The sequence below is a fragment of the Paraburkholderia sediminicola genome (assembly GCF_902859805.1).
Classification (GTDB): domain Bacteria; phylum Pseudomonadota; class Gammaproteobacteria; order Burkholderiales; family Burkholderiaceae; genus Paraburkholderia; species Paraburkholderia sediminicola.
In genome coordinates this window covers 93,555-108,002 of the sequence record NZ_CADIKC010000016.1, presented here as the reverse complement: position 1 = coordinate 108,002, position 14,448 = coordinate 93,555, and the positions used below count along the sequence as shown (strand labels likewise).

The 14,448-nt window shown below is 62.3% G+C and carries 15 protein-coding genes; 5 read left to right on the top strand and 10 right to left on the bottom strand.

What is annotated here, in order from left to right; all coding sequences use genetic code 11:
* Window positions 1–8: 8 nt before the first annotated feature.
* From R8871_RS35090 to R8871_RS35080, 3 genes are all read right to left on the bottom strand, one after another.
* A complete protein-coding gene (locus R8871_RS35090) occupies window positions 9–725 on the bottom strand; it encodes a MotA/TolQ/ExbB proton channel family protein (protein WP_175054509.1) in 717 nt (238 codons plus the stop codon).
* A 64-nt stretch (window positions 726–789) separates the two neighbouring features.
* The gene (gene dapB / locus R8871_RS35085; RefSeq protein WP_175054508.1) at window positions 790–1,587 is read right to left on the bottom strand and encodes a 4-hydroxy-tetrahydrodipicolinate reductase; all 798 of its coding nucleotides are present in this window, start codon (window positions 1,585–1,587) and stop codon (window positions 790–792) included.
* A 171-nt stretch (window positions 1,588–1,758) separates the two neighbouring features.
* A complete protein-coding gene (locus R8871_RS35080; protein ID WP_175054523.1) occupies window positions 1,759–2,604 on the bottom strand; it encodes an outer membrane protein assembly factor BamE in 846 nt (281 codons plus the stop codon).
* A gap of 158 nt (window positions 2,605–2,762) precedes the next feature.
* Between R8871_RS35080 and fur the strand changes: the two genes are divergently transcribed.
* Window positions 2,763–3,191: a ferric iron uptake transcriptional regulator gene (gene fur, locus R8871_RS35075; protein ID WP_012434340.1), complete on the top strand. Its 429-nt coding sequence runs from the start codon at window positions 2,763–2,765 to the stop codon at window positions 3,189–3,191.
* A gap of 243 nt (window positions 3,192–3,434) precedes the next feature.
* On the opposite strand, the gene R8871_RS35070 is transcribed toward fur, so the two are convergent.
* The 3 genes from R8871_RS35070 to R8871_RS35060 all read right to left on the bottom strand — a co-directional run bounded on the left by R8871_RS35070 (window position 3,435) and on the right by R8871_RS35060 (window position 6,432).
* Entirely contained in the window at window positions 3,435–3,947 is a 513-nt protein-coding gene (locus R8871_RS35070; protein WP_175054507.1) for an ureidoglycolate lyase, read from the bottom strand.
* Between the two features lie 12 nt (window positions 3,948–3,959).
* Window positions 3,960–4,970, bottom strand: coding sequence for an allantoicase (alc, locus tag R8871_RS35065; RefSeq protein WP_175054506.1), 1,011 nt, complete (start codon window positions 4,968–4,970; stop codon window positions 3,960–3,962).
* 133 nt (window positions 4,971–5,103) lie between these two features.
* Window positions 5,104–6,432, bottom strand: coding sequence for a C4-dicarboxylate transporter DctA (locus R8871_RS35060; RefSeq protein WP_175054505.1), 1,329 nt, complete (start codon window positions 6,430–6,432; stop codon window positions 5,104–5,106).
* Between the two features lie 227 nt (window positions 6,433–6,659).
* Between R8871_RS35060 and R8871_RS35055 the strand changes: the two genes are divergently transcribed.
* Window positions 6,660–7,352: a FadR/GntR family transcriptional regulator gene (locus tag R8871_RS35055; protein ID WP_175054504.1), complete on the top strand. Its 693-nt coding sequence runs from the start codon at window positions 6,660–6,662 to the stop codon at window positions 7,350–7,352.
* Window positions 7,353–7,440: 88 nt separating this feature from the next.
* On the opposite strand, the gene gap is transcribed toward R8871_RS35055, so the two are convergent.
* The gene (gap, locus tag R8871_RS35050; protein WP_106285226.1) at window positions 7,441–8,451 is read right to left on the bottom strand and encodes a type I glyceraldehyde-3-phosphate dehydrogenase; all 1,011 of its coding nucleotides are present in this window, start codon (window positions 8,449–8,451) and stop codon (window positions 7,441–7,443) included.
* Window positions 8,452–8,547: 96 nt separating this feature from the next.
* The gene (gene tkt, locus R8871_RS35045) at window positions 8,548–10,569 is read right to left on the bottom strand and encodes a transketolase (RefSeq protein WP_175054503.1); all 2,022 of its coding nucleotides are present in this window, start codon (window positions 10,567–10,569) and stop codon (window positions 8,548–8,550) included.
* Window positions 10,570–10,861: 292 nt separating this feature from the next.
* Between tkt and speE the strand changes: the two genes are divergently transcribed.
* From speE to R8871_RS35030, 3 genes are all read left to right on the top strand, one after another.
* Window positions 10,862–11,734, top strand: a complete 873-nt coding sequence (gene speE / locus R8871_RS35040; RefSeq protein ID WP_175054502.1) for a polyamine aminopropyltransferase — start codon at window positions 10,862–10,864, stop codon at window positions 11,732–11,734.
* Window positions 11,735–11,848: 114 nt separating this feature from the next.
* Window positions 11,849–12,262 (top strand): VOC family protein, encoded by a 414-nt coding sequence (locus tag R8871_RS35035; RefSeq protein ID WP_054034519.1) that lies wholly within the window; start codon window positions 11,849–11,851, stop codon window positions 12,260–12,262.
* A gap of 19 nt (window positions 12,263–12,281) precedes the next feature.
* Window positions 12,282–13,022 (top strand): 16S rRNA (uracil(1498)-N(3))-methyltransferase, encoded by a 741-nt coding sequence (locus tag R8871_RS35030; protein ID WP_175054501.1) that lies wholly within the window; start codon window positions 12,282–12,284, stop codon window positions 13,020–13,022.
* A gap of 124 nt (window positions 13,023–13,146) precedes the next feature.
* On the opposite strand, the gene R8871_RS35025 is transcribed toward R8871_RS35030, so the two are convergent.
* Both R8871_RS35025 and R8871_RS35020 read right to left on the bottom strand, forming a co-directional pair.
* Window positions 13,147–13,707, bottom strand: a complete 561-nt coding sequence (locus R8871_RS35025) for a barstar family protein (RefSeq protein WP_175054500.1) — start codon at window positions 13,705–13,707, stop codon at window positions 13,147–13,149.
* A gap of 16 nt (window positions 13,708–13,723) precedes the next feature.
* Complete coding sequence (locus tag R8871_RS35020; protein ID WP_175054499.1) at window positions 13,724–14,140, bottom strand: ribonuclease; 417 nt, start codon at window positions 14,138–14,140, stop codon at window positions 13,724–13,726.
* Window positions 14,141–14,448 lie beyond the last annotated feature (308 nt).

Below are 14,448 nucleotides of genomic sequence, written 5' to 3'. Positions count from 1 at the left end.
CGGTGCGCCTAGTGCGTCCCGGCGTGGGCTTGCTGAGGCTGCGGCTGGGGCCGGGGCTGATCCGCGGGCGCACACACATAGGCGTGAAGATCGTGCGCGAAGCCGTCGAGTTCCTCCGACAACTGCCGCACCATCCGCCCGAGCACGTTATAGGCGAGCACTGCCGGGATCGCGACCACGAGGCCGAAAGCCGTCATGATCAGCGCCTCGCCGACCGGACCCGCGACATTTTCGATCTGCGCCTGACCACTCGCCGCGATGCTGCCGAGCGCGTGATAGATGCCCCAAACCGTGCCGAGCAGGCCGACGAACGGCGCCGTGCTGCCTACCGAGGCCAGCAGCACCTGGCCGAACTCGAGCCGCCGCTGCGACGCGTTGAGCGCCTGCCGCAGCGCTCTCAGCACCCGCTCGCCACGTTCGACGCGGGCAAGCAGTACGCCAGGAATGTCCACTTCGGCGGCGTGCAACGCGGCCTCGGCGAGCGGCGTGAAGACGCGCTCGCGGTCCACGCGCTTCATTGCGGCGACGCCGTCCGATAACGTCGACGCCTGCCAGAACTGCGCAATCGCCGGCGCGGCCTGACGTTTGGCGCGCGTGAGAATCCAGCTTTTGACGATCAGAAAGCACCAGCTCGCAATCGACATAGCCAGCAACACATACGCGACGCCATGCGTGATCGCGTCGCTGGTTTCCAGGTAGTGGATGATGCCGCTGCTGCCTGCCATCTGACCTCGCTATCGGAAAGTGATTACAGGGGCGTACGGGGCCCTGCACAGGCCCCGTGGATGCTCAACGCAGGCCGAGCACGTCCTGCATGTCGAAGAAGCCGTTCTTGTGGCCTTCGAGGAAACGTACAGCACGAAGCGCGCCTTGCGCATACGACAAACGGCTCGCCGATTTGTGCGTGATTTCGATGCGCTCGCCGATGCCGGCAAACAGCACCGTATGGTCGCCGACAATATCACCGCCGCGAATCGCCGAAAAACCGATCGTGGACGGGTCGCGTTCGCCAGTCACGCCTTCGCGGCTGTAGACCGCGCAGTCGTCGAGATTGCGGCCGAGCGCGTTGGCGATCACTTCGCCCATGGTCAGCGCGGTGCCGGACGGCGCGTCGACCTTGTGGCGGTGGTGTGCCTCGATGATTTCGATGTCGTAGCCGGTCGCGAAATGCTTCGCGGCGTATTCGAGCAGCTTCAGCGTGACGTTGACGCCCACGCTCATGTTCGACGAGAACATGATGGCGATTTTGTCCGCCGCGGCGCGCAGTTGCGCTTTCTGTTCGTTGTCGAAACCGGTCGTGCCAATCACCATTTTGACGTTGTGGCGCTGCGCGGCTTCCAGATGCATCAGCGTGCCCTCGGGGCGCGTGAAGTCGATCAGGTAGTCGGATTCGGCGAACACACGCTCGACGTCGTCCGTCAGCAGCACGCCCGTCTGTTTGCCGAGAAACGCGCCGGCGTCCTGGCCGAGTTGCAGGGAGCCCGCACGGTCGAGCGCGCCGGACAGCGTGGCGTCTGAATCATTGAGGACGGTTTCGATGAGCATCCGGCCCATACGGCCCGATGCGCCAGCAATGGCAATTTTCATGGCTACGAGGCTTCGAAAGGGGTAAAACGCGGCAAAACCCGCTAAACGCGGCAGCGTACAGCACACCCGGGCGCCGCACATACAGGACCAGCAGAACGGCTGACGGGCGCTGCGCACGGTACATTCCGACGCAGCGCCCGTCTTAACCGTCCCAAGAGAAGGACAGCGTGCTTAACCGCCCGTTCCCGACGATGCAGAAGAAGCGGGAGAAGCTGTAAGCGGCGCGTTCAACGTCGGGCCGCCGTTATTGCTTTGCGGACCCGTCGGTCCCACCGGATTGTCCTGGGTACCCGGAACCTGCGGCGGCGGCGGCCGGTGGAACTGGAACTGCGGCTGGCCGGCGGCCGTTGGGCCTTGCGACGGAATACCGCCACCATTGGCGGTCGGCGCAGTAGAGCGCACCGACGACTGCGTTTTGCCCGACGGCGACTGCACCGCATTGGTCAGGCGATTGGCGGCTTGCGCGGCTTCGGCGTTGGCATCCGTGGACGGCACGACCACTGCCGCGCCAGCATCGACAGACGGCGAGCGCGTAGTGTCCAAGGCAGCCGGCGCGTCAGCCACCGGCGCGCTGGCGCCAGTTGCAGCGCTGGCCACGCTCGGCACGGCGGCTTTCTTCTTGCCGAGCTTGTCGCCGTCGATTTCAGCCAGCAACTCAAGGTTGGACGGCAGATCGTCGCCACCCGACCAGCTGGCGACGCGGTCGCCCGCGAACAGGATCACGAAATCGCGCTGCTGCACAACGTTAGTCGAGCCGCGCTTGAAATAGAACACGTAGTCCCAGCGGTCCGCGTGGAACATGTCGGTCAGCAAGGGCGTACCGAGCAACTGCTTCACCTGGGCGCGCGACATGCCGACCTGCATCTGGGCAGCCGCTTCTTTCGAGACGAAATTGCCTTGCACCACCGTAATACGGTACGGAGTAATGCTTTGGGCAACGCGCTGCGTCAAGCTGTCGTAGGTGGAACATCCGGCAAGAACCGCGACAGTCGCAACAGCGATCAAGGTACCCCGCATGCGGCTCCCCCGGTAGATCAATTGAGATTTTGAAATCATTTCACTCACCGTGCGGGCCCGCTGACGAGCCGCGCGAGTTTCATTCCATCGAAGATGACCAGAACGGCAAAAACACATTACTATGAGAGCCCAGCATTGTACTCTAGGGATCCCTTGTCATGACCAATCCAACCGATCTCAAGAATATCGGGCTCAAGGCGACCCTTCCGCGCCTCAAAATCCTTGAGATTTTCCAGCATAGCCCAGTGCGTCATCTGACTGCAGAAGACGTCTACCGCAACCTGCTGCACGAAGAGCTCGATATCGGTCTCGCAACCGTGTATCGGGTGCTGACGCAGTTCGAGCAGGCTGGCCTGCTGTCGCGCAGCAATTTCGAATCCGGCAAAGCGGTGTTCGAGCTGAACGAAGGGTCGCATCACGACCACCTCGTTTGCCTCGACTGCGGCCTCGTCGAAGAGTTTTTCGACTCCGAGATCGAAAGCCGGCAGCAATCCATCGCCAAGGAACGCGGCTTCAAGCTGCAGGAACACGCGCTGGCGCTGTACGGCGCGTGTACCAAGGAGAATTGCCCGCATCGCAAGCATTGAGGTTGAATGAGTGCGATGCCGGCCGCGTCGGGGGTGCGCGGTTCGGCGGGCAACGAAAAAACCCGGTCGATGGAAATCGACCGGGTTTTTTTACGTGTGCAGCGCGCTGTGGCTGCGCGGGGGGAGCTAGCAGCTCTTAGCCTGTGCAGCATTGCCGGCGCGTTGCGATTCCGGCCTGTGCCAGTAACCCAGCGATCACCGAATCCGCCCTCGCCAGGCCACCTGGCGCTCCCCGAATCCAGCCTATTCCGCCATCTCGACGCTCGCTTCGAACAGCAGCCGCCATGGTTCGGCCAACGACAGTTCGTCACAGTTGGGCTGCTCGCCGCCACGATCCACCACCACAAAATCGCTCACCTGATCGAGCGCAAGCAGCGGATGGTGCCAGACGCCTTTTGCGTAATTCACGCCCTGCCAACCGTCGCTCCAGAATGCCCGCATCAGCGCCGGATCAAGCTCTCCTGCCGGCGCGACGACCACCAGATAGCGGCGCGCCGTTAAGGGAATGAAAGCCTGACTGCCCAGCGGATGCCGCTCCATCATCGTGATTTCGATCGGCAGCGCGCGCGGTTGCGCCCGAAACAGGTTGATCAGCGGCCGGCCGCCGTGCTCCGTCACGTCGACGTTCGCGAGGTCGTGATAGCGCTCAGTCGTGCCGCCATTGATCGGAAAATGGCGCGCGCCGTCCAGTTCGATGACATCGCCGAACGGCGCGAAGGCCGCGCGCGTCAGACGTTCAACATGCAAGGTTTTCATCGACGCACTCCGTTATGCAATCTCGCCCCACAAGCGCAGACGCGATACGCCGCCGTCCGGAAAGATATTGAAACGAATATGCGTCACCGGGCCGAGCGAGGCGATGTCATCCGCGAACGTGTGCACGTGGTCCATCTGCAGCTTCTGTTCACCGAGCAGCACCGGCCAGAACATCGCCTGCGTGACGAGCGAATCGTCGGTGCCGCCCGTCACCGAGGCCGCCTGCAGCGAACAACGATCGGGGTAATTGCCCTTGAAGTGCGCCGTATCCACTTCGATCTTGCGAATCACGCCCGGCCGTGCGAGCGCGACGATCGCCCAGTCGTTGCCCGGCTCGCGACGGCGTCGCGTTTCCCAACCGTCGCCCATGTTGACGCCACGGCCCGGCATCAGCATCTGCGAGGCCGGCCCGAAATGCTGGTTGTTCGCGGCGACAAGGTACGCGCCGTTTTCGATCGCCGCGAGATCCAGCAGCGTGCCGCGCTCGACGCGCTCCCAGTCGCGCTTCGGCTGGCCGTACACGCGCAAACGCGCGAGACCGCCGTCCGGATAGAGATTCACGCGCAGATGGGTGAACGCGCGGGCGTCGTTCACTTCGACGTAGTGGTGATGGTTGCCCTGCAGCGTGGTGGCCGCCACGAGCGTTTGCCAGTCGGCGTTATCCGGCGGAACGTCGCCGTCCACGAAGCAAGCATCGATCGACGCGGCCGGTGGGAAGTTGCCGGTGAAGTGACTCGTGTCCAGATCGACGCCGTGCACGACGCCGGGCCGCGCGAGCCGGATGACGCAGTAGTCGTGGCCGGTGGTTCGCTTACGGCGCGTTTCCCAGCCGTCCATCCATTTGCCGTGGTCGTCGTACTTGCCGGGGATGAACACTGCGGGCTGCGGCTCGAGCATGCGTTCTTTCGGGGCGAAGAACTCGTCGCTCGCCTGGAGCGCCTGCGCACCCAGGCGCGGGTCGGCGAGGTTCATGTAGCGACGGGTGAAAGCGGGAGCGTTGGGGTCGAGGATCGGATTAGCCATAGTCTCAGTCAGGCAACGAAAAGTAAGGAAGAGCCGGCGGAGTCAGCGCATCCGCCGGGGTAGAACGCGCGCTGCGTTGGCGCGCTGATGAGTCGCGATGGATCTAGCCAAAGGGTGGCGTAATCCCGTTCGGTCAGACGGCCGGCACGTGTTCGCCGGCGGTCGGTTCGGCGCCTGAGTCTTCGCCCGCAGGCACATAGCGCAGCGCAGCGTCACGGTTCAGCACGCGATGCGCGCGCGCCCGGTCGATATCGTTTTCCCACACGGCGACCACCACCGTCGCGACGCAGTTGCCGATCAGGTTGGTCAGCGCGCGGGCAATACCGACGAACCAGTCGACCGGCAGAATCAGCACGAGGCCGAGCACGGGGATCGCCGGAATCGCGGACAGCGTCGCGGCCAGAATCACGATTGCCGAACCCGGAATGCCGTGCGCGCCTTTCGACGTCACCAGCGATACCAGCACCACGACGATCAGGTCATGGATGGACAGCGGCGTATTGGTGGCCTGCGCGATGAAAATCACCGCCAGCGTCAGATAGATGGAGAAGCCGTCCAGATTGAAGGAGTAACCGGTCGGAATGACTAGCCCGACGGTCGAATCCTTGACGCCCATCCATTCGAGCTTGCGCATGATCTGCGGCAGCACGGCATCTGAAGAGGCTGTACCCAGCACGATCGAAAGCTCCTCGCGCAGATAGCGGATCAGCTTGAAGATGCTGAAACCCGCCAGACGCATCACCACGCCCAGCACGACCACAACGAACACGATACAGCTCGCGTAGAACACCAGCACCAGCATGCCGAGTTGCTTGAGCGACTCGACGCCGTAGGTGCCGGTCGTGAACGCAATCGCGCCGAGCACGCCGAGCGGCGCGAGCTTGATGATGAAACCCATCACGCGGAAGAACACCTGCGAAAGCTCGTCTATCAGGCTGCTGACGCGCTGCGCCTTATTGCCCAGCAGCGACAGCGCCGAGCCGAACAGCACCGAAAACACGAGGATTTGCAGGATATCGCCGGTGGCGAATGCATTGATCGCCGTGTCGGGAATGATCTTCAGCAGGAAGCCGGCCGTGTCCTTCAGGCTTTTCGCGTTCTCGGTGTAAGTCGAGAGCGACGCGGGGTCGAGCGAATGCAGATTGATGTTCATGCCGACGCCAGGCCGCGTTGCATAGGCCAGCACCGCGCCGATCACGAGCGCAATCGTCGTCATGACCTCGAAGTAGATCACCGCTTTCAGGCCAACGCGGCCGACTTTGCGCAGATCGCCGGCATGCGCCATGCCGCTCACCACCACGCAGAAGACGATCGGGCCGATCACCATCTTGATCAGCTTGAGAAAGCCGTCGCCAAGCGGGCGCAGCGTTTGGGCGAAATGCGGGAATACGGCGCCGATCACAATGCCCGCCACCAGCGCTATGACGACCCGGCCAAACAGCGAATTGAAGAACTTCAACACGGCTTCCTCCTGATTAGGATTCACATCTGTTCAGACTGGTCCGACCAGTACTGTTATGGCGAATAGTAGGAAGCCGATATACTGGCGTCAAGGATTCATTAAATAGCGTTTACCCGCTGTCTTTTGCGCATTTTTCGGCCTGATTGCATGTCTCAAACAGCTATCCGTACGAGCGTTCAGAACGCGTATTAGAATGCTGGTCAGACCGCGCACCCAAGTGAGCCACGATGAAAAACGTTCCGCATACCGTCACCGATGCCGCCATCGCGACCATCCGCGAACGGATCGAAGCGGGCGTCTATCCGGTGGGCAGTTTGCTGCCGGCGCAGCGTCAGCTCTCCGAGGAGCTGGCGATCAGCCGCGCCTCACTGCGCGAGGCACTCTCGACGCTAGAGGCGCTCGGTCTGCTGATGATCCGCCCCGGTAAGGGCGTGTATGTGGAAAGCTCGCAGGCTGCGGCCGCGCAACCGTGGCGCTTCGCGGAGCAGTCGTCGCTGCCGGATACCTACCAGATGCGTTTCGCGCTGGAAGGCTTTATCGCGCGCATGGCGGCGCTGGCCGTCAGCGATTCGGACCTGGCCTGGTTCGAAGACAACATCGCGGCCATGCAGACGGCGCTCGCCTGCGACGAACTCGACGAAGCCGCCCGCCTCGACTACGACTTCCACATGCGCATCGTGAGCATTGCCGGCAACGCGGCGATCGAATCGATTCTGAGCAGTGCCGCGGAGATCATGAAGGAAAGTCAGCGGATGCCGTTTTATCGGCGTGAACTGGTGCTGTCCACGTACACCGAGCATCGGGAGATTCTTGATGCGCTCAAGGCGCGGGATTCAGCGGCGGCCGGCAAGGCGATCGAAACGCACATCTCGAACGCCGCGCAGCGCGCCGGCGTTTATTTCCCGACTCCACAGGCGTAAAAAAGCCGCTCCGAAGAGCGGCTTTTTTATCGTTACCGAGCCAACCGGCCCAAGGCCGGCAGCAGAGGCACACGGAGCCGGAACAAGCTTACTTCGCGTTGGCCAGCGCCACAGCCGTGTCCAGCATGCGGTTCGAGAAGCCCCACTCGTTGTCGTACCAGCTCGACACCTTCACCAGACGGCCCGACACCTTGGTCAGCGTTGCGTCGAACGTCGACGAAGCCGGGTTGTGGTTGAAGTCGATCGAGACCAGCGGTGCCTCGTTGTAGCCGAGGATGCCCTTCAGCGAGCCTTCCGACGCTTCCTTCATGATCGCGTTGACTTCCTCAACCGTCGTGTCGCGTGCGGCGATGAACGACAGATCGACGACCGACACGTTGATCGTCGGGACGCGAATCGCGTAACCGTCCAGCTTGCCGTTCAGTTCCGGCAGCACGAGACCCACTGCCGACGCAGCACCGGTCTTGGTCGGGATCTGGCTGTGCGTGGCCGAGCGCGCGCGGCGCAGGTCTTCGTGATACACGTCCGTCAGAACCTGGTCGTTCGTGTACGCGTGGATCGTGGTCATCAGACCGTTCACCAGGCCGATCTTGTCGTTCAGCGGCTTGACGAGCGGTGCCAGGCAGTTGGTCGTGCACGATGCGTTCGAGATCACCGTGTCCGATGCCTTCAGCACGTTGTGGTTCACGCCGTAGACGATCGTTGCGTCGACGTCTTTACCGCCCGGCGCCGAGATGATGACCTTCTTTGCGCCGCCCTTGATGTGCGCGCTGGCTTTTTCCTTGGTCGTGAAAAAGCCCGTGCATTCCATCACGACGTCGACGTTCAGCTCGCCCCACGGCAGTTCTGCCGGATTGCGGTTAGCCAGCACGCGGATCTTGTCGCCGTTGACGACCAGGTAGTCGCCGTCCACCGATACTTCGCCCGGGAACTTGCCGTGCGCGGTGTCGTATTGCGTCAGGTGAGCGTTGGTCTTGGCGTCGCCAAGATCGTTGATGGCGACGATTTCGATATCGTGCTTCTTGCCGTTTTCATAGAAGGCGCGCAGCGTGTTGCGGCCGATCCGGCCGTAGCCGTTGATTGCGACGCGAATCGTCATGGTCTATCTCCTGATGGCTGAAAAAAAATCTTCCATGTTCGTCTGCCCTTGCGGCGCAACCGCGTGTGGGGTACACGCGGCGGCGCTTATCGAAGGTCAGCCGAGTGCGGCTTTAGCCGTCTCTACCACGTGCTCGACGGTGAAGCCGAAATGCTTGAACAGCACGCCAGCCGGGGCCGATTCGCCGAACGTGTCGATGCCGACCACGCCGCCTTCCAGACCCACGTACTTGCGCCAGAAATCCGTCACGCCCGCTTCGATCGCGACACGGCGCACGCCCTTCGGCAGCACGCGTTCACGGTACTCGGCGTCCTGCTTGTCGAACACGGTGGTCGACGGCATCGACACGACGCGTGCCGCAATGCCTTCGCGAGCCAACGGCTCGACCGCGTTCAACGCCAGTTCGATTTCCGAACCGGTGGCGATCAGAATGACCTTGCGCGCGACGATCTCGTCGTTCCAGTCGCGCAGCACGTAACCGCCCTTCTCGATGTTGGCGATCTGCGCGTCAGTACGCTCCGAGAACGGCAGGTTCTGACGGCTGAAGATCAGGCACGACGGGCCATGATGCTCGACCGCGTGAGTCCAGGCCACCGCCGTTTCGACCGTATCGGCCGGGCGCCACACTTGCAGATTCGGGATCAGACGCAGGCTCGCGACGTGTTCGATCGACTGGTGGGTCGGACCGTCTTCGCCGAGACCGATCGAGTCGTGCGTGAACACGAAGATCGACGGTGACTTCATCAGCGCGGCCACACGCAGTGCGTTGCGGCTGTAGTCCGAGAACGTCAGGAACGTGCCGCCGAAGGCCTTGAAGCCGCCATGCAGCGCGATGCCGTTGATCGCAGCGCTCATGCCGAATTCGCGCACGCCGTAGTTCACGTAGTTGCCGGCAGCCTTGCCTTCGGCGTTCACACGCACCGGCTTGGCGGCCTTCCAGTTGGTCAGGTTCGAACCGGTCAGATCGGCGGAACCGCCGAGCAATTCCGGCAATGCAGCCGACAAACCTTCGATAGCCTGTTGCGATGCCTTACGCGTCGCGATGGTTTCCTTGCGTTCGTTCGCGCCGGCGATGATCGCTTTCGCCTTTTCCTTCCAGTCGGCGGGCAATTGCTTCGCGTCGCGGCGCGTGAATTCAGCGGCTTCCTGCGGGTATTTGGCTGCGTATGCTGCGAACGCCTTGTCCCACTCGGATTCGTTACGTGCACCGGCTTCGGTTGCGTCCCACGCTGCGTAGACTTCCTGCGGGATCACGAACGGCTCCCACTTCCAGCCGATCGCTTCGCGCGTGGCCGCGATTTCCTTGTCGCCGAGCGGCGAGCCGTGCGAATCGTGGCTGCCGGACTTGGTCGGCGCGCCTTCGCCGATCACCGTCTTGCAGCAGATCAGCGTCGGCTTGTCCGACAGTTTGGCTTGCTTGATCGCGGCATCGACCGCGTCGACGTCATGGCCGACCACGTTCGGGATCACATTCCAGCCGTACGCTTCGAAACGCTTCGGGGTGTCGTCGTGGAACCAGTGCACCACTTCGCCGTCGATCGAGATGCCGTTGTCGTCGTAGAACGCGATCAGCTTGTTCAGCTTCAGCACGCCCGCGAGCGAGCAGGCTTCGTGCGAGATGCCTTCCATCAGGCAGCCGTCGCCAACGAACACGTACGTGTGGTGGTCGACGATCTTCGCGTCAGACTTGTTGAATTCGGTGGCAAGCAGCGATTCGGCGAGCGCCATGCCGACCGCGTTGGCCAGACCCTGGCCGAGCGGGCCGGTGGTCGTTTCGACGCCCGGCGTGATGCCGTATTCCGGGTGACCCGGCGTCTTCGAATGCATTTGACGGAAGTTTTTCAGCTCTTCCATCGGCAGGTCGTAGCCGGTCAGATGCAGCAGCGAGTACAGCAGCATCGAGCCGTGGCCGTTCGACAGCACGAAGCGGTCGCGATCGGCCCATTGCGGGTTCTTCGGGTTGTGACGCAGATGGCGCGACCACAAAGCCACGCCGATTTCGGCCATGCCCATCGGCATGCCGGGGTGGCCGGAGTTGGCTTTTTGAACGGCGTCCATGGACAACGCGCGGATTGCGTTAGCCATCAGGGAGGTGGGTGCGGGAGACGGGGTCGTCATGTCGAGTCCGGAGACAGAGTCAGAAGGCGGTGCGCGCTTGAGGCCCGGATGCTCGAATGCCAGTCCACTTCGGCGCACGGTGCGGCGCCAGGAGACGCGAAACGGGCAGAGCAAACGGACAAGGCTGAAAGCGTGACATTCTAACAGAACGTTGACCGGCACCCCGCGCGCAAAGCCGCCTGGCGGCCTGGTTTCAGGCTGGTTCCACACGCGGACCGGGCCCCGCGCCACGCCTGCGCCTTTACAATTGAGCGACACCAACCCACCGCGCTCCCAATGGAGCCCGCTATCCGTGAGCGCTCCCCTGTTGTTCCATCCCACCGCCGACGCCGTCTACGGATTTCCGAACGCGCGGCAGCTCGCGCGCGTCGATTCGCCCTACCAGCGGATCGAGGTGTGGGACACGCCGCAGCTCGGCCGGCTGTTTACGCTCGACGGCCGCCCGATGACCTCCACCGGCGACGAATTCATCTACCACGAATGTATGGTGCATCCGGCCGCGCTGGCGCATCCATCGCCGAAAGCAGCGCTGGTGCTGGGTGGCGGAGATGGTGGCGCCGCCCGGCAATTGCTGAAGCACCCGGGCATCGAGCGGATCGTGGTAGCGGAACTCGATGCCGACGTCGTGCGCCTGACCCGCGAGTACCTGCCCGAGGTGCACGGCGGCGCCTTAGATGATCCGCGGGTCGAACTGGTGATTGGCGATGCCGCGGATTTCGTCGCGAGGGCCGGCCATGCGCAATTTGACCTGGTCGTTTTCGACCTCACACCGCCGGACTCGCCCGCTTCAGGCCTCTACACTCCGGACTTCTACATGCAGCTCCAGCGCGTCATGAGCCCGACCGCCGCACTCTCGCTGCACCTCGGCTCTCCCTATTTTCACGCGGAGCGCGTCGCCGGCCTGCTCAACGATCTGCGCGACACCTTCGCCATCGTGCGGACAATGAGCACCTTCATCCCGCTCTACGGCTCGCTCTGGATGATGGCGAGCGCCAGCGACACACTCGACCCCGCCACAATCACCGTCGAAACACTCGCCGAGCGCGTTGCCGCACGTCAAATCGACGCTTTGAAACACTACGACCCAGCCCTCTATGCCGGACTGCTCTCGGCATCCCGGTCCGTGCGCGATAAACTAAGTCAATTCTTAAAGCCATCAAGCTAACGCGTGGGCAGAATGCACGGTTCGGTCGGCGCGCACCATCGGTGTATCGATGCGCGACCGCTGGCCTTGCCTCGCAGCATGCATCCCGCAACCCCAAAAGATCCGGAGAACCCCATGACCGCCTCCCGCCCAGCCGGTGTGCCCTGGTTGACCCCCTATCTGACGGTGCGCGACGCACGTGCCGCCACAGCGTTCTTCGAAGCCGCATTCGGCTTTGAGGTACGTGACAGCGTCCAGGACGACGGCGTCGTCATGCATGTCGAGATGACCTATCAAGGCCAGCTGATCGTGATGTTCGCGCCGGAAGGCGCGTTCGGCTCGGCGGCGAAAACACCGAAAAGCGCGGGCGCGATTGCGCCGCAATCGTTCTATGTCTATGTCGACGATGTCGACGCGGTTTACACGCGGGCGCTGGCCGCCGGCGCAAAATCGCTGAGCGAGCCACAGGATCAATTCTGGGGCGACAGGTTTGCCCAGGTCGAAGATCTGGACGGCTACCGTTGGGCGCTCGCTCGCCACCTTTCCTGAACTAATGAGTATTTTTCTGATGCCTCGCTTCTTCGTCGGTACGCCCCTCAAGCCCGACGACATCATGCAGTTGCCCGATGACGTCACGCGCCACATCCTCGTGCTGCGTTTGCAGCCAGGCGATTCAATCGTGCTTTTCAATGGCGAAGGCGGCGAATACAGCGCCGAACTCGTCGAGGTCGAACGCCGCTCGGCCAAGGTCAGAATTCACGAATTACGCAATATCGAAGTGGAAGCGCCGTATCACCTCACGCTCGCGCAGGGCATCGCCGGCGGCGACAAGATGGACTGGCTCATCGAGAAGGCGGTCGAGCTCGGGGCATCGTGTTTCGTACCGCTGACCACCACGCGCAGCGTCGTGCGTCTTTCCGGCGAGCGCGCGCAGCGGCGGCATGTGCATTGGCAAGGCATCGTGCGCGCGTCGTGCGAACAGTGCGGGCGTAATCGCCTGCCGGAGGTGATGCCGGTGCGTGAAATCGCCACGTGGCTCGGCGCGCTGCCTCGCACGCCTGAAGAAGGCGAAATGCGCATTCTGCTGTCGCCGCGCGCCAGCATCAGTTTTTCGGCGCTGCCGGTTAATCCGCCATTTGGGCGTGTGACCGTGCTGGTCGGGCCGGAAGGCGGTTTTTCGGCAGCGGAAGAAGCCGCTGCGACCGATCATGGATTTACTGCCGTCGGCCTTGGCCCGCGCGTGTTGCGTACGGAAACCGCGGGCATCGCTGTTCTTTCGGCATTGGCAGCCCGCTGGGGTGCCTGGTAAGCCAATAGCAAAAACAAAAGCAAAGGCCCGCCAATTGGCGGGCCTTTTTCTTTCTTTTGCAACGGTAGGTGGTGCTCAGGCACCCCATCAGGCACCCCATTCAAGCGGGATGCTCGGGCCTACCTTACGCAAACGAATAAAACACGCGGAACGCAACCTTGCGTTCAGCCCAGAACTCGGACGCTTCGCGGAACACGTCCAGTAGCGTCTCGCGCCCTTCCTTGTCGAATTTTTGGGCGACCGGCAGTTGCTCCAGCACGATCACGAACCCGGGCTGCGTGCCAGCCTTGTGGACCAGATCGGTCAGGCAATCGTACAGCGCGTCGTAATTCTTGCCGAAATGCTTCGGAAACAGGAACGACGTAGCAATGGTCTCCAGCACTTCCTGTTTGGACTGAGCGTTCGCGCAGTACGCGTACAGAAAGTGCTGGCCGAGCTGGTTGGCCTCGTCAGCGAGATCCTGCACGCGAAAGGCGCGGATCGACTGTACGATGTTCGGTCGTACGGTCTTGAAAAGACTCATGGGCTCCTCGTTCGATGAAAGCACAGTGCTGGCTTCGCTCTGGTTATCCCGACCCTGGTCGCCGGCGCGCATTCGCATGACGCGCTGGAACAAATTGCCGTCGCCGGCCGCGAAAAGATCCGTCGCGACTCCGGAGTCGTGCGCGTAGACGTTGTCGCTCATGCCGTTCATCCCGATGTCATTCAACAATACGATTAAAACTGGTGTAATGGTCGTCCGAGTAATAGCAGTTGTCGGTCCGCTGTAGCGGACCTCCGCAGACGATGCGACGCGCCCCGCGGTTTCTGGAACGAGGCGTGGGAACGGTGTATTCGTGGTAAAAGCCGCGCCGATGCGGCGGTAGCAACCGTTCGCGATTGCCGAATACGATGCCGTCCTTCTCATACGGGTAAGGCCCGCCCGCGGCAATCAAGTTCAATGTATTGACCGCTTCGCGCGGCAACTGTGCCGCCGCGATAGTGCCCTGCACCTGAGCTTGTGTATCGGCAGATGCCGTGTAGTCGCGCGCAAACGCGCCAGGCACGGAGCCGGATAAAGCGCAGAGCGTCAAAGCACCGATCAGCACGCCTTTAATGCGCAGCCACTTGCGTGCCATGAATCAAGGTTCCCCGCTGTTAGATCACGAGTTTGACGACCATGAAAGTCGTAAGGGTATCGCTAAAACCCCACAGAATCAACGTTCGCCGGACAGGCAAAAGCTTCCAAACGCGCGGGAAAGAGCCACGGAACGGGCTTTGACGACTTTTGACAGAATATTTAGCTTGTGCAGGATAAAATTAACCTGACGAAGCAAATTGAGGCGGGCCCAAGCCCACGGGGCGCCCATTGCGCAGCCCATTCCGTCTAATGAAAGCCTTGCGGTTTCCGCGGTTTCTCGAAGGCGGAATGGTGTCATTCGGCCTT

What these genes read in the sequence shown, in the direction of transcription:
- gap (WP_106285226.1), bottom strand. Translation starts at nt 8,451, where the DNA reads ATGACGATTCGCGTCGCAATCAACGGCTACGGCCGGATCGGCCGCAAC.
- tkt (WP_175054503.1), bottom strand. Translation starts at nt 10,569, where the DNA reads ATGACGACCCCGTCTCCCGCACCCACCTCCCTGATGGCTAACGCAATC.
- R8871_RS35080 (WP_175054523.1), bottom strand. Translation starts at nt 2,604, where the DNA reads ATGCGGGGTACCTTGATCGCTGTTGCGACTGTCGCGGTTCTTGCCGGA.
- R8871_RS35020 (WP_175054499.1), bottom strand. Translation starts at nt 14,140, where the DNA reads ATGGCACGCAAGTGGCTGCGCATTAAAGGCGTGCTGATCGGTGCTTTG.
- fur (WP_012434340.1), top strand. Translation starts at nt 2,763, where the DNA reads ATGACCAATCCAACCGATCTCAAGAATATCGGGCTCAAGGCGACCCTT.
- R8871_RS35030 (WP_175054501.1), top strand. Translation starts at nt 12,282, where the DNA reads ATGCCTCGCTTCTTCGTCGGTACGCCCCTCAAGCCCGACGACATCATG.
- R8871_RS35035 (WP_054034519.1), top strand. Translation starts at nt 11,849, where the DNA reads ATGACCGCCTCCCGCCCAGCCGGTGTGCCCTGGTTGACCCCCTATCTG.
- alc (WP_175054506.1), bottom strand. Translation starts at nt 4,970, where the DNA reads ATGGCTAATCCGATCCTCGACCCCAACGCTCCCGCTTTCACCCGTCGC.
- R8871_RS35055 (WP_175054504.1), top strand. Translation starts at nt 6,660, where the DNA reads ATGAAAAACGTTCCGCATACCGTCACCGATGCCGCCATCGCGACCATC.
- dapB (WP_175054508.1), bottom strand. Translation starts at nt 1,587, where the DNA reads ATGAAAATTGCCATTGCTGGCGCATCGGGCCGTATGGGCCGGATGCTC.
- R8871_RS35070 (WP_175054507.1), bottom strand. Translation starts at nt 3,947, where the DNA reads ATGAAAACCTTGCATGTTGAACGTCTGACGCGCGCGGCCTTCGCGCCG.
- R8871_RS35025 (WP_175054500.1), bottom strand. Translation starts at nt 13,707, where the DNA reads ATGAGCGACAACGTCTACGCGCACGACTCCGGAGTCGCGACGGATCTT.
- R8871_RS35090 (WP_175054509.1), bottom strand. Translation starts at nt 725, where the DNA reads ATGGCAGGCAGCAGCGGCATCATCCACTACCTGGAAACCAGCGACGCG.